16 protein-coding genes and 1 riboswitch are annotated in these 16768 nt (G+C 29.0%); of the genes, 12 read left to right on the forward strand and 4 right to left on the reverse strand.

Going from position 1 to position 16768, the window contains the following annotated elements; translation table 11 throughout:
* Positions 1–101: riboswitch (FMN riboswitch) on the forward strand. This riboswitch is flagged as partial in the annotation.
* Positions 102–186: 85 nt separating this feature from the next.
* From ribD to WAO56_RS07000, 7 genes are all read left to right on the forward strand, one after another.
* On the forward strand, positions 187–1275 hold the full coding sequence (ribD, locus tag WAO56_RS06970) for a bifunctional diaminohydroxyphosphoribosylaminopyrimidine deaminase/5-amino-6-(5-phosphoribosylamino)uracil reductase RibD (protein ID WP_422142716.1): 1089 nt from the start codon (positions 187–189) through the stop codon (positions 1273–1275).
* Positions 1275–1916 (forward strand): riboflavin synthase, encoded by a 642-nt coding sequence (locus WAO56_RS06975; RefSeq protein WP_422142717.1) that lies wholly within the window; start codon positions 1275–1277, stop codon positions 1914–1916. The genes ribD and WAO56_RS06975 overlap by 1 nt, the downstream gene beginning before the upstream one ends.
* 9 nt (positions 1917–1925) lie before the next feature.
* On the forward strand, positions 1926–3122 hold the full coding sequence (locus WAO56_RS06980; protein ID WP_422142718.1) for a bifunctional 3,4-dihydroxy-2-butanone-4-phosphate synthase/GTP cyclohydrolase II: 1197 nt from the start codon (positions 1926–1928) through the stop codon (positions 3120–3122).
* Between the two features lie 9 nt (positions 3123–3131).
* On the forward strand, positions 3132–3599 hold the full coding sequence (ribE, locus tag WAO56_RS06985) for a 6,7-dimethyl-8-ribityllumazine synthase (RefSeq protein ID WP_422142719.1): 468 nt from the start codon (positions 3132–3134) through the stop codon (positions 3597–3599).
* A gap of 138 nt (positions 3600–3737) precedes the next feature.
* Positions 3738–4796, forward strand: a complete 1059-nt coding sequence (locus WAO56_RS06990) for an agmatinase family protein (protein WP_422142720.1) — start codon at positions 3738–3740, stop codon at positions 4794–4796.
* 269 nt (positions 4797–5065) lie between these two features.
* A complete protein-coding gene (locus WAO56_RS06995; RefSeq protein WP_422142721.1) occupies positions 5066–5230 on the forward strand; it encodes an OsmC family protein in 165 nt (54 codons plus the stop codon).
* Positions 5231–5233: 3 nt separating this feature from the next.
* Complete coding sequence (locus WAO56_RS07000) at positions 5234–5482, forward strand: OsmC family protein (protein WP_422142722.1); 249 nt, start codon at positions 5234–5236, stop codon at positions 5480–5482.
* A gap of 68 nt (positions 5483–5550) precedes the next feature.
* On the opposite strand, the gene WAO56_RS07005 is transcribed toward WAO56_RS07000, so the two are convergent.
* Positions 5551–6405, reverse strand: a complete 855-nt coding sequence (locus WAO56_RS07005; protein ID WP_422142723.1) for a Cof-type HAD-IIB family hydrolase — start codon at positions 6403–6405, stop codon at positions 5551–5553.
* Between the two features lie 208 nt (positions 6406–6613).
* On the opposite strand from WAO56_RS07005, the gene WAO56_RS07010 reads away from it, so the two are divergent.
* Genes WAO56_RS07010 through nagA form a run of 3 tightly spaced genes read left to right on the forward strand, consistent with a single transcriptional unit; the run spans position 6614 to position 10795 of the window.
* Complete coding sequence (locus WAO56_RS07010; RefSeq protein WP_422146304.1) at positions 6614–8185, forward strand: PTS transporter subunit EIIC; 1572 nt, start codon at positions 6614–6616, stop codon at positions 8183–8185.
* 16 nt (positions 8186–8201) lie between these two features.
* The gene (locus WAO56_RS07015) at positions 8202–9569 is read left to right on the forward strand and encodes a class-II fumarase/aspartase family protein (protein WP_422142724.1); all 1368 of its coding nucleotides are present in this window, start codon (positions 8202–8204) and stop codon (positions 9567–9569) included.
* 47 nt (positions 9570–9616) lie between these two features.
* Positions 9617–10795, forward strand: coding sequence for an N-acetylglucosamine-6-phosphate deacetylase (gene nagA / locus WAO56_RS07020; protein ID WP_422142725.1), 1179 nt, complete (start codon positions 9617–9619; stop codon positions 10793–10795).
* Positions 10796–10916: 121 nt separating this feature from the next.
* Here the strand turns inward: nagA and WAO56_RS07025 are convergent, their stop codons facing one another.
* Complete coding sequence (locus tag WAO56_RS07025; RefSeq protein WP_422142726.1) at positions 10917–12467, reverse strand: helix-turn-helix domain-containing protein; 1551 nt, start codon at positions 12465–12467, stop codon at positions 10917–10919.
* A 253-nt stretch (positions 12468–12720) separates the two neighbouring features.
* Here WAO56_RS07025 and WAO56_RS07030 point away from each other — a divergent pair, with 253 nt between their 5' ends.
* Together WAO56_RS07030 and prxU are read left to right on the forward strand one after the other, a co-directional pair.
* Entirely contained in the window at positions 12721–13560 is an 840-nt protein-coding gene (locus WAO56_RS07030) for a hypothetical protein (RefSeq protein WP_422142727.1), read from the forward strand.
* 249 nt (positions 13561–13809) lie between these two features.
* Positions 13810–14511 carry a thioredoxin-dependent peroxiredoxin gene (gene prxU, locus WAO56_RS07035; protein ID WP_422142728.1) on the forward strand — a complete coding sequence of 234 codons (702 nt, stop codon included), beginning with the start codon at positions 13810–13812 and terminating at the stop codon, positions 14509–14511.
* 53 nt (positions 14512–14564) lie between these two features.
* Here prxU and WAO56_RS07040 read toward each other — a convergent pair whose 3' ends face one another.
* Positions 14565–15335: an SDR family oxidoreductase gene (locus WAO56_RS07040; protein WP_422142729.1), complete on the reverse strand. Its 771-nt coding sequence runs from the start codon at positions 15333–15335 to the stop codon at positions 14565–14567.
* Between the two features lie 239 nt (positions 15336–15574).
* Complete coding sequence (locus WAO56_RS07045; protein ID WP_422142730.1) at positions 15575–16705, reverse strand: ribose-phosphate pyrophosphokinase; 1131 nt, start codon at positions 16703–16705, stop codon at positions 15575–15577.
* Positions 16706–16768 lie beyond the last annotated feature (63 nt).

A 16768-nucleotide genomic window follows, 5' to 3' on the forward strand; every position in this document is an offset into this window, starting at 1 on the left:
CAGGGTGAAAATCCCTACCGGTGGTAAAGCCCACGCACCGTAAGGTATGATTTGGTGAAATTCCAAAGCCGACAGTACAGTCTGGATGAAAGAAGATAATAGTAATTTATTGTTAATTTGCTCTGAACAGGATTGTTCAGGGTTTTTTTATTGTAATAATTCTATTTTTAATTTTATGGAGGAGAAATGGACGAAAAAAAATTTATGGATTTAGCAATTGAATTAGCAGAGAAAGGTAGGGGAAAAGTTAATCCTAATCCTTTAGTAGGAGCTGTAATTGTTAAAAATGGAGAAATTATTGGAAGGGGATACCATGAAAAATATGGTCAGGCTCATGCGGAAGTAAATGCAATTAAATCTTCTAAAAAGTCCTTAGATGGCTCAACAATGTATGTAACCTTAGAGCCTTGTTGCCATCAAGGAACAAATCCACCTTGTACAGAAGCAATAATAAAAAGTGGTATTTCAGAAGTTATAGTTGGAACTTTAGACCCGAATCCCATTGTTGCAGGAAAGGGAGTTGGAATTCTTAAGGCTAAGGGAATAAATGTAAAGGTAGGATTTTTAGAAGAGAAATGTAAGGAATTAATAAAAATATTTTCTCATTATATTAAAAATAAAACTCCCTATGTAACTATGAAATATGCAATGACTATGGATGGGAAAATTGCAACAAGGACCAATAAGTCAAAATGGATTACTGGTGTAGAAGCAAGAGAAAATGTACATAGAACGAGAGGGGAGTATGCAGGCATTATGGTGGGGATTAATACGGTTATTAATGATGACCCAATGCTTACCTGTAGACTAGAGGGTTTTTATAATCCAGTAAGAATTATATGTGATACTAATTTAATTCTTCCACTGGATTCAAAAATTGTAAAAACAGCAGGAAAAGTAAGAACAATTATTGCTACCTGTAATAGAGACACTAAGAAACAAAAAGAATATACAAACCTTGGCTGTGAAATTCTTGTAACTGATATGAAAAAAGACCATATTAATCTTTCTCAATTAATGAAAAAACTAGGTGAAATGAAAATAGATAGTATTTTACTTGAAGGGGGAGGAACTTTAAACTGGTCGGCTTTAGAAGAAAAAATTGTGCAGTCCATTCAGGTTTATCTTGCTCCAAAATTATTTGGTGGTCTACATGGAATTTCACCAATAAGGGGAGATGGTATTAATGACCCGATTAATTCTATAAGGTTGTCTCTACCAACAGTTAAATATTTTGGCCCGGATATTTTATTGGAAAGTGAGGTTTTATCCTAATGTTTACAGGAATTATAGAAGAAATAGGAAAAATTGACAGTATTACAAGGAAGGGAAATTCTTTAAGCTTAAGAATAAAAGCAGAAAAAATAATGTCAGATATTTCAATTGGAGACAGTATTGCTGTTAATGGAATTTGTTTAACTGTTACAGAATTTACAAAGGATGGATTTTGTCTTGATTCTATGAGGGAAACTCTAGAGAAAACCTCTTTAAAAAATTCTAAAGTAGGGGATTTAGTGAATTTGGAAAGGGCAATGACAGCTAATGGTCGTTTTGGAGGTCATATAGTAACAGGCCATATTGACGGAGTTGGAAAGATTGTAGAAATAAAAAAAGATGAAATTGCAACTTGGTACAGAATAGAAAGTAATAAAAAGATTATGCAATATATTATTGAAAAAGGCTCAATAGCTATTGATGGAGTTAGCCTAACTATTGTAGATTTTACAAAAGATAGCTTTAGAGTATCGGTTATTCCGCATACCTTTAAGGAAACAATACTATCCAATAAAAAAATTGGAAGTATAGTAAATTTGGAAAATGACTGTGTTGGCAAATATATTGAAAGAATCTTAAATATAAATAAAGAGCAGGAAAGTAATATTTCTAGAGAGTTTTTATTAAAACATGGATTTTAGGAGGAAATAATGAAATTTGAATTAGTTGAAAAAGCTATTTCCGATATTAGTAAGGGGAAAATAGTAATGGTAGTTGATGATGAGGACAGGGAAAATGAAGGAGATTTAATTTGTGCAGCGGAATTTGCTACTACGGAAAATATTAATTTTATGGCAAAATATGCCAAAGGATTAATATGTATGCCAATGAGTAAAAAAATTGCTGAAAATTTACAGTTGACTCCAATGGTAACTGTTAATACCGACAATCATGAAACAGCCTTTACTGTTTCTATTGACCATAAAGAAACTTCAACAGGTATATCAGCTGAAGAAAGAGGACTTACTGCTCGTTTATCTGTAGATGAAAATAGTAAGCCTGAAGATTTTAGAAGACCTGGCCATATGTTTCCTCTTGTTGCAAAAAATAATGGAGTTTTAGAAAGAAATGGACATACTGAAGCAACAGTAGACCTAATGAAATTAGCATATTTGAAGGAATGTGGAATTTGCTGTGAAATAATGGCTGATAATGGGAAGATGATGAGAAGGGAAGAATTAAAGGAGTTTGCAAAAAAATGGAATATTACCTATATTTCCATAAAAGATTTACAAGATTATAGAAAAAACAAGGATAAATTAGTAGAAATGGTATCAAGGACTAACTTACCAACTAAATATGGTGATTTTGTACTTTATTGTTATATAAATAAACTAAATCAAGAGCATCATTTAGCCTTAGTAAAGGGAGATGTAAAAAATAAAAATAATGTACTCTGTAGACTACACTCTGAGTGTTTAACTGGAGATACTTTTGGCTCTTTAAAATGTGATTGTGGAAATCAACTGGAAAATGCTATGAAAGAAATATCTGAAAAAGGTCAGGGAGTAATTTTATATATGCGCCAAGAAGGCAGGGGGATAGGACTTGTAAATAAAATAAAGGCCTATAATTTACAGGACCAAGGACTGGATACCCTAGATGCAAACCTAGCATTAGGCTTTAAAGGGGATTTAAGAGAATATTATATAGGAGCTCAAATGTTAAAGGATTTAGGAGTTAGTTCCATAAAACTTTTAACAAATAATCCTGATAAGGTAAATCAGTTATCTGAATTTGGTATTAATATTACAGAGCGTTTACCAATTGAAATAGATGCTAATAAACATGATTTATTTTATTTAAATACAAAGAAAAATAGAATGGGACATATTTTAAATATATAGGAGGATAAAATGAAAGTATACGAGGGAAATTTAATATCAGAAAATATAAAAATTGGCATAGTAGCAGGAAGATTTAATGAGTTTATTACATCGAAATTATTATCGGGAGCAATTGATGGACTTAAAAGACATAATGTAAAAGAAGAGGATATAGAAGTAGCTTGGGTACCAGGTGCTTTTGAAATTCCTTTAATTGCTTCTAAAATGGCAAAAAATGAGAAATACGATGCAATAATTTGTCTAGGAGCTATAATTAGAGGTTCTACTACTCATTATGACTATGTTTGTAGTGAGGTTTCAAAAGGGATAGCACATATTTCCTTAAACAGTGAAAAACCTGTTTTATTTGGAGTGTTAACAACGGAAAATATTGAACAAGCTATTGAAAGGGCAGGAACAAAAGCAGGTAACAAGGGATTTGAATGTGCTGAAGGTGCAATAGAAATGGTTAATCTAATTAAGGAATTAGAAAGTTAGAAACTATACCTTATATAGTGCTAATTTGATTTTAATCACATTTTGTAGTAGGATTAAGGTGAAACCTTAGCCGTAAGGTGTAAATGTGCAGTGTAATCTTTAAAGTGAGTATGTTTAATAACTAGGAGCGTGTTATATATGAAAAAAAATACTCATGGCGAAAAAGCACTTTTAGCAGCAGAAAAACTTGTAGAAAAGATGGGTGGAATGGACAAAAGTAAGGTAAAGGAAAAATTACCACTATTTGTTCGAGATGACATACCTTCGTATGCAGGTATAGCAACATTTTTAAAAACTCCATATTATGAAGACTATAATAATATTAAGGATTTAGATGTTGCATTTGTAGGAGCACCTTTTGACGTAGGAACAACATTTAGACCGGGAACACGTTTTGGACCGGAGTCTATGAGATCCATTTCAAAATTATTTAAAACATATAATTTTGAAGCGGGAATCGATTTAGCCTTGGAAATGAAAATGGGAGATATTGGTGATATTTTCTCTATTCATGCAATAGATAGGGAAATTGAACAATTAAGTGAAGCGGTATCTACTATTTTAAAACAAAATGTATTTCCTGTTGTACTTGGGGGAGATCACTCTATTGCTTATGGAACAATAAAAGGAGTTGCAAAATCAATAGAAGGAAAAGTTGGAGTAATACAACTTGATCGTCATTTAGATATGACTCCACTTATGATGGGAGAAAAAATGCATGACACACCATTATATCATGCAGGTTCATTACCTAATGTAGATCCTAAAAATATTGTTCACATAGGTATTGGTGGCTGGCAAAATGATGCAAGAGCAGCAGCTGGTACAAAAGAACGTGGTCAAACAGTTTTAACAGTTGACGATGTAGATGAACTTGGAGTAGATAAGGTAGCAGAAATAGCTTTAGAAAAAGCTTGGGCAAATGGTGTAGAAGCTGTTTATCTAACAGTAGACGTAGATGTTATTGACAGTGGAATTTCAAATGGTACTGGATGGCCAGAACCAGGTGGATTACTTCCAAGAGAAGTTCTTAGATTAGTAAGAAAATTAGCAGAACCAGGTCTTATTGGTATGGAGGTTGTAGAGGTAAGTCCTCCTTATGATGACAATAATCAACAAACAGCCTTAATGGGTGTTAGAATTATTTGTGATACCTTATGTTCATTAGTACAAAATGGACATTTACCAAAGAAATAAAAATTAGTAAGAGTCAAGTATATTAGAAGATAGGTATATACTTTGAGATTATACTGTTAAATAAATAATGGGCCGGTTTACTTATTATCCTTAAATTAATATGTCTTGTTTTACATAAGTAAGTCGTTAAAAAACCACTATAATTTTATAATTATAGTGGTTTTTATATGTTTGATTATTATATATATTAATAAGTACATAGTTTTACCTATAATTGTAGAAAGATAGCAGGGGTATAAATATACCATTGATTATAAAGGGGGGTTACTATGGATAAAAGTTTATATAGAGCAAGTATAGAATCTACAGAGGGAATGAAAACTATAGCTAGGGTAAGGAATTTTGAATTAATATTAGATGAGCCGATAGACGAGGGAGGCTCTGATGAAGGCATGACTCCAGTAGAAGCCTTATTATCCTCCTTAGGAGCTTGAAAGATGATGGTAGCTAAAGGTTTTAGCAAGAAATTGAAATTAAATATAAAATCTATAAAAATTGATGTTAGTGGAGAAATGGACAAAGAAAAAAGTAGTGGGTTTTCCCTAATAAAAACAACTTATTATATAGATTCTGATGATTCTGAAAAACAAATCAAGAAATTTATTAATTTAGTAGAAAAGTACTGTCCTGTTAAATTAACTATTACAGATAATCCAGAATTTGAAAGGGAAATAAATATAATTTAATATACAGAAATTCATAGTCATTTTAATTTTACTTTAAAAATTGAAACACCATAAAGGCATATATGAAGCTAGATAATATTTTTTATAGCTTTGTATATGCCATCATTATTGTTTGTATCTGTAATCCATTTTGCTTTTTCTTTGATTTTTTTGTCAGCATTTCCCATGGCAATTGAATTTGGAAAAGTTTCAAATAACTCAATATCGTTCATACTATCGCCAAAAACATATATGTTGTCTAAAGACAAATCTTTTTCCTTAACTAAATTCATTAGCATAAGAGCCTTATTAGAAGATATTTCTGTAATTTCCAGAGAATAGTCTGATGTTTTATGAACGCCTAAATCATCTATATCCTTTAAAAGTTGGTAACTATTCTGTACCTTATTCTCATCTAAATTAGCCAGGTCTATTTTTAAAACATCAAATTGTTTTGTTATTGATGTATTAGTTAAATCAAGAGTCTTAGTGTTATAAAGTAGCATATTTTTATAGTAGTTAAGATTTTCGTTTGAACTTAAATAATGGTTATTGTTAATAGTAGTTAAAATTTTTACATGTTCTTTAAAATAGGATTCTTTATCGGTAAAAATATATTTTTCTTTGTTAGTAAATATAGTAGTATGATTTTTATCTTTTAAGAGAATTGGTAAAGTTTCCTTTAGTGTTTCACTTTTAATAGGTATTCGCTTAACTTCCTTGTTATTAGAATCTATATACTGGTGTCCATTATTTAAAATTAAATCACAACTTAAATTATACTGTTCTAAAATAGGTTTAACTAAATCATAGTTTCTACCTGTTACAATTACCCATTTATATCCAAGTTGAACAATTCTATTTATTGTTTTTAAAGAATTTTCTGTAATTTCCTTAGAGTCAGATAGTAGTGTTCCGTCTAAATCAAATGCAAATAATTTCATCTAATCACCTTCCTTATATTTTTATAAAATCTTTCAATTATTAATATTACCATGTATAAAGGAAATTGTATAATTAGATTAGGTTTTTAGGGGCAACTAAATGCGAAAATATTTTATATAATTAATACCTTGAAGAACTTTTTAATAAATATGATAATTAAGTTACTTCATGAAGGAAATTTTTAATAAATAACGAAAGGATAGAGACATGAAAAAGAAAAAAAATTCGAGTTGGAAAGACGGTATACAAACATTTGGTCGTTCTCTTCTTCTACCAATTGCGGTATTAGCACCTGTTGGAATGATAATGGGAATTTGTAGTGCTCTTTCCCAACCATATATGCTAGAAAAATTTCCTTTAATAGGAAATGAAACGCTTCAATTAATTATAAAGAGTTTACAATCGATTACAAGTATTGTATTTAACAATATACCTTTGCTTTTTGCTATGGGAGTTGCCCAAGGTGTTGCTAAAAAAGAAAAAGGAATTGCTGTATTTGCATCTGTTGCAGGTTATTTAACCTTAAATCAGGTAATGAATATATTCTTAACAATAACTGGTAATCTTGCAGAACCTGAGACAATGGCACAAGTTGGTCAAGGAATGGTATTAGGAATTCAAACTCTTAAAATAGAAGCAATGGGTGGTATTATTTGTGGTTTAGTAGCGGCAAAGGTCGCTAATAGATTTTATAATTTGGAACTTCCTTTAGCATTTGCCTTTTTTGGAGGAAAAAAATCTATACCTATTATTACAATTGCTGCAATGATACCAATTGGATTTGTAGTACCAATTATATGGGATTTATTAACTAGATTTTTAATAAGTATATCTTTTATATTTATGACTCCATATATAGGAAGTGGTATATTTTATGCACTTAATAGGGCATTAATTCCTTTTGGTCTACACCATGTTTTGTCTTCTATAGTACGATTTACTGAGGCTGGGGGACTCTACATTATTAATGGTGTAGAATATGTAGGAATTTTACCAGCAATAAATGAAATATTATTTAATTTAGGCCCTTCAGACCCTGCTTGGTCTCAATATATGCCAAAGTTAACAAGTTATTTAGGAGGAGCTCAAATGCTTACAACATTATTTAGAGTTCCAGCTATAGGCTTAGCTATGTATAAAACAGCATTTACAAAAAATAAAAAAATAGCTAAAGGAGTTATTTTAACCTGTGTATTAACAGCATTTTTAGGAAATGTTACAGAACCATTGGAATTTACTTTTCTATTCATTTCACCTGCATTATTTATAGTGTACTGTATTATATCTGGAATAATGACTATTCCATATCAGCTTTTAAACATATCTATTGGATATATACGAGGAACTATTTTTGATTTTGGTATTTTTGGACTTTTATATGAAAATACCAATTGGATAAACCTAATATTGTTAGGAGCAGTAAATTTTGTAGTTTTCTATTTTGTTTTTAAATGGTTTATTTTAAAATTTGCATTAGAAACTCCAGGACGTGAATCTTTTGAAGTTAATGAAGCTAGTAGTGTATTAATAAAAGATAAAAATTGGGAAAAAATTGCAGATATTACAATAGAAGGTTTAGGTGGAAAAGAAAATATATTAAGTTTGGAAAATTGTATTTCAAGATTGAGAATCGATTTAAAAAATCCTAAATTAGTTAATGAAAAAGGCCTAAAAGATTCAGGCTGTGCAGGAATTTTCTTCCCTAAAGAAAACCATATTCATGTAGTTTTTGGACCACATGTAGAATTTGTTAGATTAGCAATGGAAGATAAAATATAAACTACGAGGAGTATCTATGAGAGCGTTATATGATTCTAAAAGTAAACTTGATGATAGAGGAATTAAGAAATTATTAACAGAAGAATCTAAAGTGGAGTCTTGGCTAAAAATTGAATCTGCTTTAGCAAAAGCACAAGGAGAAGTTGGATTTATACCTAAGGAAGCAGCTAATAACATACAGGATTCTTGTAAAATTGAAAATATAGATTTTGAAGAAATGTATAAAATTAAAGAAAGAATAGGACATGGGTTTGTACCCTTTTTAAAGGTTTTAGTTAAAGCTTGTAATGATGTTGGTGGAAAATATGTTCATTATGGCGTAACAACTCAGAATATACAACAAACAGGGCAATTATACATCCTTAAAGAAGTGATGGAGGTAATGAAAGATTTTATTTCAGATATTCTTAATAACTTGTCTATTCTAGCAGAGAACAATGCTTTTACAGTTATGCCTGGAAGGACTCATGGTAAACATGCAATTCCTATAACATATGGTTATAAAGTATCTGTATGGATAAGTGAGTTAATTTCAAGTTTAAATAGAATAGAAGAAAGTGAAAAAAGAATTTACCAGGTAATGATGGGAGGAGCTGTAGGGAGTTTTAATGCAACAGGAAAATTAGGTAGAAAAGTACAAGATTTGGTTGCAAAAGATTTAGGTATGTATTCTATGGAAGTTCCATCTAGAAATATGTGTTTACATAAAATAGAATTTATTAATAATTTAGCTATGTTATGTAATACTTTTCATAAAATGGCAGAGGAAACATACTATACTGGACTAGAGGAAATAGGAGAAGTAAGTGAGGCCTTTACACCAGGAACTGTTGGCAGTTCAACAATGCCACAAAAAATAAATCCAAAACTATCAAAAGGCATTATTGCTAATTCTCAGAAACTTTATTCTATAGCATCTTTAGGATATTATTCTAGTATTAGAATGTTTGAAGGTGATAGTAGTTCATATATGTTATTTGATGGTTTGTTGGAAGAAGCTGTTGAATTAGCAGCAGAAGTAATAATTAGGGCAGAAGAATTAACTAGGACTATAGATATTAAAAAAGATAAGATGAAAATAAATGCAGAAATTAATAAAGGTCTTGATAATAGTGAATATATTATGATGGAAGTAGCTAAAAAAATAGGCAAAGATAAAGCCCATGAATTAATGTATGAAAAAGCTATGCAAACAGAGATAGATGGTAAAGATTATTTAACCGTATTGAAAGAAGATAAAACTATTTCTAGTATGTTTAAAGAAGAAGAAATAGAAGAACTAACAAATCCGGTAAATTATATAGGAGAGGGACCTGAAATTGCTAAGGAAATGGCAAAAAAAGCAAAGGATAAATCTTTAGAATTAAAATCTAAAATGAAATAGACTATTTATCTATATTCAAATTATCTAAGAATTAGAGAGGTATTTTAATGATAATATATTCAAAACAAGTTTGTACTTTAGATGGGATAATAGAAGCTTATATAAAAATAGAAGACGGGAAAATTGTAAGTATAGATAAATCTTGTGATTCAGAATTTATTGATTACAGTAATCTAATAATTATGCCTGGTTATATAGATATCCATATACATGGTTGGGCAACTGGTTCTTTTTGGATGGAAAAAACTCCAGAATCTATTTGGAAAATGCAAAAATATTTACCTAGAAGCGGAGTTACATCTTTCCTAGCTACAACAGGAGCTGATTCTATAGAGGAAACTTGTAGATCTATTAAGGCAGCTAATACTGTTTATCTTAATCAGAAAGAAGGGGCGGAGCTTTTAGGAATTCATATGGAAGGACCGTTTATTTCAAAAGAATATAAGGGTTTGCAAGAAGAGGAGCACTGTATTGACCCGGACATAAATTTAATGGAGAAGTTTTATAACTTGCAAGATGATAAATCAATGATTAAACTTATGACCTTGGCACCTGAACTAAACAAAGCAAAGGAACTTATTCAATATAATAAGGAAAGAAAAATACAAAATTCTATAGGCCATAGTGGAGCATCTTTTGAATGTATAAAAGAATTAAAAGAATACGGCTTAGGTGGAGTAACTCATATGTTTAGTGGTATGAAGGCATTTCATCACAGAGAATTAAGCGTAGTTGGTGCAGCCTTGTATTTTGATGATTTATATTGTGAATTTGCAAAACAAACAGGTATGACTGTAAAACATGAGGCTTTTGATTTTGTTTACAGGTTAAAGACAGATGATAAAGTGTATTTAACTACAGATTGTCAAGGAATAGCAAAAACACAAAAACCATTTTATCATTATATTAGGGGAGAAAAATTCGAGCCGGATAATGGTAAATTAAAAATCACAAAAGATTCTGGACAAGTAGAGTATATTAATCCAGATGATTATGAAGCTGTGAAGAATTTAGAGGTAAGCTATGAGGAGTCTGTAAAGAATATGTTAAAGCATACCAAAATGGACTTAGTATCTTTAAGTAAAATTACTAGTTTAAATCCAGCAAAATATATAGGTGTTGATGATAAAAAGGGAACTATAGAAATAGGAAAAGATGCTGATATTATAGCCTTGGATAGCGATTTTAATGTAATTAAGTGCTATTGTAAGGGAATTGAATGCTAATTGAACTTGAAAACTTTTATAATTAATATGTAGAAAACAATATACGAGCAAATAAAGATGATACTATCTATATTTTTTAGGTATCATCTTTGTTTTATGTGTTTAATATATGTATGGCATTTTAGATAAAAAAATCATCGTATTCATCTGATAATATTTTCTCAATTTCATTAGTTGATTTATTTGCAAGTTTTTTAGAAAAATCTGATTTTAGAAATTTAAAATTTGTTCTAGAAAAGCCTAAATCGATTAATTTATTTATATCACTATCATTGAAAAAATATTCCATTTTTATTGAGTTATAATTAAGGCTGGTGACAATATCATGTATTCTATCAGAAAAAGTAATAATATAATCAAATTCAATATTTTTAATTAAATTAATTTCATTAATATCAAAAATTTTTATAATTTCAACTTCTACCTTATTCTTAAGGGCTTCAATAAAATATTGTATTCGCTCAAAGTAAGTATTTGTAACTATTATAATTTTTTTCATATTATGCCCAAATACTTTATTCTTATTAATCCATTTTCTTAATATTAGGGTAATTGTTAAATATTGTTCATCGTCAAAGTTTACATTAAAACTTTCTTCAATTTCTGAAGAGTATTTTTTAACTAGATTGTACAAAACAAAAAATTTAAAATGTGTATCCTTAACTAATTTATCTTTAAAGGAGTAATTATAAGTTTTAGAAACAATCTCCTTATATAGATAATTATAAATTTCTTTTTTTATTTCATTACGTGTATATAAAATAGTTTTAATATTATTTTGTATCTTAGTTAAGAAATTATTAACTTCAGTGTCTAATAGTTTATTTGTAGGAAATTCTAAAGAAGGATAAAAATCCAACATTGTTGTAATTTGATTAAGGGCTGCATTTTCATATGTATCTAAAAAATAGTTTAGATTTAGAGAGCTTAATTGTATATTATAAAAAGTATTAATTTTATTATTACCTTTTCTTAAAATTGCAACAGCAGTATAAATCAATAGAAACTTTTTAGATGAATAGGTTAAATTACGAGAGTATTTATTTAAAAATTCGGTTAAATATATTTGACTAAATTTTTTAACATCCTTATAATTGTTTAATAATATTTCAACTATTAGGTTATCTAAAGGCGTATTGGCTTTTCTTGGTAAAATATTATAATTTTCATCAATTTCAAATAATGGAATTAGAATTTGCATTACTAGTATTCTAAATTTAAGTTCATTTCCTACAATAGTTATGCCTTTTTTATGGATAATTTTCACACTAAGTTCTTTTTCTTCAAGATATTCTTTTAAAAATTTTGTATCTTTTTTCTTTGTTGTTAAGGAAAGACCTAAATCTTCATAAACTCTTGTTAAATTTATGTTTTCATAGAAGAAGGTCTTAATAATTATATAGTGAATACGTTCATATTTATTTAAAGAGTAATTATTCATATTTAATTCTTTAATAAAGTCATTAACATTGTTGTAACTCAGACTATGTAAAATATATCCATTTTTTATTATAAGGGATTTATTTTTAGGAAGATATTTATTTAAGTGATAAATGTTTTTTCTAATAGTAGCAGTATTTTTATTAAAATGTTTAGAAATTTTATTTATATGAACAGAATTATTTTCCTGTAAATATTTTAGTAATTTTAAATTATAGGAAGTTAAAGCCATAGTTATACCTCATTATTTTTAATTCTTTATTATAATAAGTATATATAAATTAGTATATATGAATTTTTATAATATATTAATTTTAGCATTTTTAAAATATGGAGGCAATGTGGTCATAGGTCTTTTGAAATAATATAAGAGTTCTAGGTTATTTAAGTGGTAGACCTGCTTAACACTTATATATTGAAAAATTCCTTTTTATACTGTCACAAAAGACCTTAGAAAAAGGTTTCTATTATAAAGGGGGGGAAGTATGAAAAAATTGTCCTTGCTGGTTTTAACAATGTTCTTTTTTGTAGTATTAGTTAGTTGTAGGGATGGAATAACCGGAAATGATAGTATTAGTGATAATGTTAATAATAATAAGATAGAAGATATTAATTTTAAATATTGGAATAGGGACAATAGTGATGAGTATTTTATTGTAAAGTATAATGGAATAGAAGAGGATTTTAATCATATAATTGAAGAATTAAAAAAGGAAAAAGCTGAAGAATCATGTGAATGTATAAGGGAACACAATTTTCAAAGTGGAGATATTATACTTTCTTTTGATAATCCTTCTAAGAATAAAATGCATATAAGAGTTAAGGAAAAAAATATGTATAAAGATTACTATTTGAATACAGATAGTAAATTAGTAAATAAGATACAGGATTTCTATAATAAATCTATGGATAGTATTAAAAATAATAGTACTGAAGTTGTAGAAGTAAAAGATGAGAAAATACTAATTAAATTTTATAGTTTATGTTTAAGAAATGGTTATGTAGCTTTAGAAAGTTATGAAAATAAGGACATAATAGATTTTGAAAAATGTTTAAATAAACTAAAGGAAGAAAGGATATTTCCAGATACTGTTAAATTAGTAAAACCCGTTGGCATAAATAAAGGTAATATTGAATTATTAATATCTAAGGAGGTCCTAGACTCAGAATTAGGAGAAAATAAATTCGTAATTTTACTTGAAAATGGCAAAGAGTATACTTATGAATTAAATAATGAAGATTTATTTAAAGATATTAAAAAAACCTATGAAAGAATACTATTGGAAAAAGAAGCAGTTGAAGAAATTGATAATTTGTATAGGTAGAATATAGTTTTTTAAAGTAGGTAAGTTACCTACTTTTTTTATGTAAAATTATAAATAATCAAATAAGTTAGTAGGAGTTACTATTAATTTAAAATATAAATAAATGCAAAGATATTTAAATATATTCAAAAAACTGAATAAATATGTTTAAATTCATTTAAAAAGGTTATATATATTTTGTATGGAATTGTAATAGTTACAAAAATACATACATTATAAAATAGTTATAATTAAGGAGGTATCTTCAACATGACAGCAGGTTGTGGAAGACCTACATTAAAGAATGCTCCAGTAGAGGAGAAAAAAGAATTAATTGTAGAAGAAAATATTAAGGAGGAACAAAGCATGATTAAAGTTGGTAAACCAGCACCATTATTTACAGCACCAGCATTTTACAATGGTGAAATGACAGAAGTAAGTTTAGAGGATTATAGAGGAAAATGGGTACTATTATGTTTCTATCCAGGAGACTTTACTTTTGTCTGAGCGACTGAAGTGTCAGCAGTTGCTGCAAAAAATGACGAGTTTAAAGATTTAGATGTACAAGTACTTTCAATGAGTGTTGACTCAACATTTGTACACAAGGTATGGAACGATCAAGAGTTATCAAAAATGGTTGGAAAAGATATTCCATTCCCAATGCTATCTGACCAAGGTGGAGCTATAGGTAAAATGTACGGTGTTTATGATGAAGAAGGTGGAGTAGACACTAGAGGTAGATTTATTATAGATCCAGATGGAAATATTCAAGCATTTGAAGTATTAACTCCTCCAGTAGGAAGAAATGTTTCAGAAGCTTTAAGACAAATTCAAGCTTACCAATTAGTAAGAAAAACTGGTGGTGGAGAAGTTACTCCTTCAGGTTGGCAACCAGGCAAGAAAACCTTAAAACCAGGTACTGGATTAGTTGGTAATGTATGGAAAGAATGGAAAGTTGAAGACGCATTTTAAGACTAATTGAAAAAAAGTAGGCATATTAATATGTCTACTTTTTTAATGTAATATTATATAGCAGTCCAACCACCGTCAACATTAAGTAATTGTCCAGTTGTATAAGATGAAAATTCAGATGCAAAATAGATTACTGCTGTGTCTAATTCTCCTTTAGAGCCTGTTCTTCCCATAGGACAATATGTTCCGACTACTGTATCAAAAGCATCATTGGACAATACATCTTTAGTCATTTCAGATTCAAAATATGCTGGTCCAATTGCATTTACTGTAATGCCTTCTTTAGCCCATTCATTAGCAAGGGCTTTTGTCATCATAAAGACAGCTCCTTTTGTTGTAGCATATGCAGTCATCATATTTGAATGAGGCATAGCAACTCTAGAATGAATAGAACCTAGGTTTATAATACGTCCATAATGGTTTTTCTTCATTATTTTACCAACTTCTCGAGCTACTTTATAAACACCATCAATATTTGTTCTCATCATTTTTTCCCAAACTTCATCGCTCATAGTATCGGCAGGTTCACCTAAACCTAAACCGGCATTATTTACTAATATATCTATTTTTCCATAGTGTTTTTCTATATTAGATACTGCGTTTTTTATGTCCTCTGTTTTAGTAACATCACAAGTTTGAACAAATACTTCATAGCCCTTTGACTCTAAATCTTTTTTTACTCCTTCCAATTTTTCAGCCCTTCTTGCTATTAAAGCAAGTTTTGCTCCTTGATTACCTAGTGCATTGGCAAATTGAACTCCTAATCCGCTAGAAGCGCCAGTTATTAGAGCAACTCTTCCAGTTAAATTGAAATAATCTTTCATTTTTTCCTCCTAGTACATTGAAAGTTGTTTATGTTTACGACTCAATTATATATCTGAATAAAGTAAAATGCAATAATTATTAATAATATATCATACTTAACATAGAACATTGAAAATAATAAGGACATTAATTAACAATATATATTTATATGTGAGCAATAAAAAATAGTGTCAATGGATTAATTTCCATTAACACTATAAATTATAGAGCTAAAAAAACTGCAATTAAGCAGTTTTTACTAACTTTTCTTTCTTACAATTCTTCTTATTCCTCTAGTTTTATCTAGTAGTGAGCTAAGGGATATATCTAAATTTATATTGTAGATAAATTTACCTAAAAGTTTCGACATATCAACATGTCTATACCAAGGTTTAGATTTAATTGATTCAGGAACATAAGTAAGGTTTGTTGAATATACAGCATCTAGTAATCCTTTTTCATAATATTCATCAAATTTACTAGGTCCTTCAGTAAATAAGGCAAAACTTACTGCTGCATAAACTCTTCTGGCTTTTTGAGCTTTTAATTGTTCAGCAATATCTAAAACCGATTCTCCTGAAGCTATCATATCATCTACTATTAAAATATCTTTTCCTTCAACATCCTTACCTATATATTTATGTTCAACAATAGGGTTTTTTCCGTTTACAATTCGACTATAGTCCCTTCTTTTATAAAAAAGACCAATATCTTGTTGTAATACATTTGAATAATAAACAGCTCTATCCATGGCGCCTGTATCAGGACTTATAATGATAATATTTTTATTATCCAATTCTTCATCGGATATATTTTCCCTGCATAAAAAATCCTTTACTATTTCAGCAGTAGGATAAATATTTTCAAAAGATAATAGTGGAATAGCATTTTGTACATTTGGATCATGTACATCAAATGTATAAATTCCGTTTACACCCATATCTTCAAGTTCATGTAAAGCCATTGCACAATCTAGAGATTCTCTAGCCTTTCTTCTGTGTTGACGACTACCATACATTAAAGGCATAACTACATTAATTCTTTTAGCCTTACCATTTATAGCAGAAATTACTCTTTTAATATCTGCAAAGTGTTCATCTGGAGCCATTCTGTTTTCAGAGCCAAACATTTTATAAGTAACTCCATAATTACCAATATCAGATAAAATAAATACATCTTTACCTCTTACAGATTCATTAATTTGAACTTTAGCTTCACCGTTAGAAAAACGAGTTTCCGTAATATCTACTTTGAAAGTGAAATCTGGATCATCAATATTATATCTTCTCTTTAATTCGGCATCTACTTTCTCTCCAAAATCCCAAATATTTTTCATAACAATTAATCCCAATTCTCCTAGTGGGCTAGTGCTAAAAACTTCCTCAGACATGCGTGTAACTACCTCCATAATATTATTTTCATATTTAGAATATCATATAAGAAATATATAAAC

Source organism: Miniphocaeibacter sp., from assembly GCF_049276255.1.
GTDB lineage: Bacteria > Bacillota > Clostridia > Tissierellales > Peptoniphilaceae > Miniphocaeibacter.

What these genes read in the sequence shown, in the direction of transcription:
- ribD (WP_422142716.1), top strand. Translation starts at nt 187, where the DNA reads ATGGACGAAAAAAAATTTATGGATTTAGCAATTGAATTAGCAGAGAAA.
- WAO56_RS06975 (WP_422142717.1), top strand. Translation starts at nt 1,275, where the DNA reads ATGTTTACAGGAATTATAGAAGAAATAGGAAAAATTGACAGTATTACA.
- WAO56_RS06980 (WP_422142718.1), top strand. Translation starts at nt 1,926, where the DNA reads ATGAAATTTGAATTAGTTGAAAAAGCTATTTCCGATATTAGTAAGGGG.
- ribE (WP_422142719.1), top strand. Translation starts at nt 3,132, where the DNA reads ATGAAAGTATACGAGGGAAATTTAATATCAGAAAATATAAAAATTGGC.
- WAO56_RS06990 (WP_422142720.1), top strand. Translation starts at nt 3,738, where the DNA reads ATGAAAAAAAATACTCATGGCGAAAAAGCACTTTTAGCAGCAGAAAAA.
- WAO56_RS06995 (WP_422142721.1), top strand. Translation starts at nt 5,066, where the DNA reads ATGGATAAAAGTTTATATAGAGCAAGTATAGAATCTACAGAGGGAATG.
- WAO56_RS07000 (WP_422142722.1), top strand. Translation starts at nt 5,234, where the DNA reads ATGATGGTAGCTAAAGGTTTTAGCAAGAAATTGAAATTAAATATAAAA.
- WAO56_RS07005 (WP_422142723.1), bottom strand. Translation starts at nt 6,405, where the DNA reads ATGAAATTATTTGCATTTGATTTAGACGGAACACTACTATCTGACTCT.
- WAO56_RS07010 (WP_422146304.1), top strand. Translation starts at nt 6,614, where the DNA reads ATGAAAAAGAAAAAAAATTCGAGTTGGAAAGACGGTATACAAACATTT.
- WAO56_RS07015 (WP_422142724.1), top strand. Translation starts at nt 8,202, where the DNA reads ATGAGAGCGTTATATGATTCTAAAAGTAAACTTGATGATAGAGGAATT.
- nagA (WP_422142725.1), top strand. Translation starts at nt 9,617, where the DNA reads ATGATAATATATTCAAAACAAGTTTGTACTTTAGATGGGATAATAGAA.
- WAO56_RS07025 (WP_422142726.1), bottom strand. Translation starts at nt 12,467, where the DNA reads ATGGCTTTAACTTCCTATAATTTAAAATTACTAAAATATTTACAGGAA.
- WAO56_RS07030 (WP_422142727.1), top strand. Translation starts at nt 12,721, where the DNA reads ATGAAAAAATTGTCCTTGCTGGTTTTAACAATGTTCTTTTTTGTAGTA.
- WAO56_RS07040 (WP_422142729.1), bottom strand. Translation starts at nt 15,335, where the DNA reads ATGAAAGATTATTTCAATTTAACTGGAAGAGTTGCTCTAATAACTGGC.
- WAO56_RS07045 (WP_422142730.1), bottom strand. Translation starts at nt 16,705, where the DNA reads ATGTCTGAGGAAGTTTTTAGCACTAGCCCACTAGGAGAATTGGGATTA.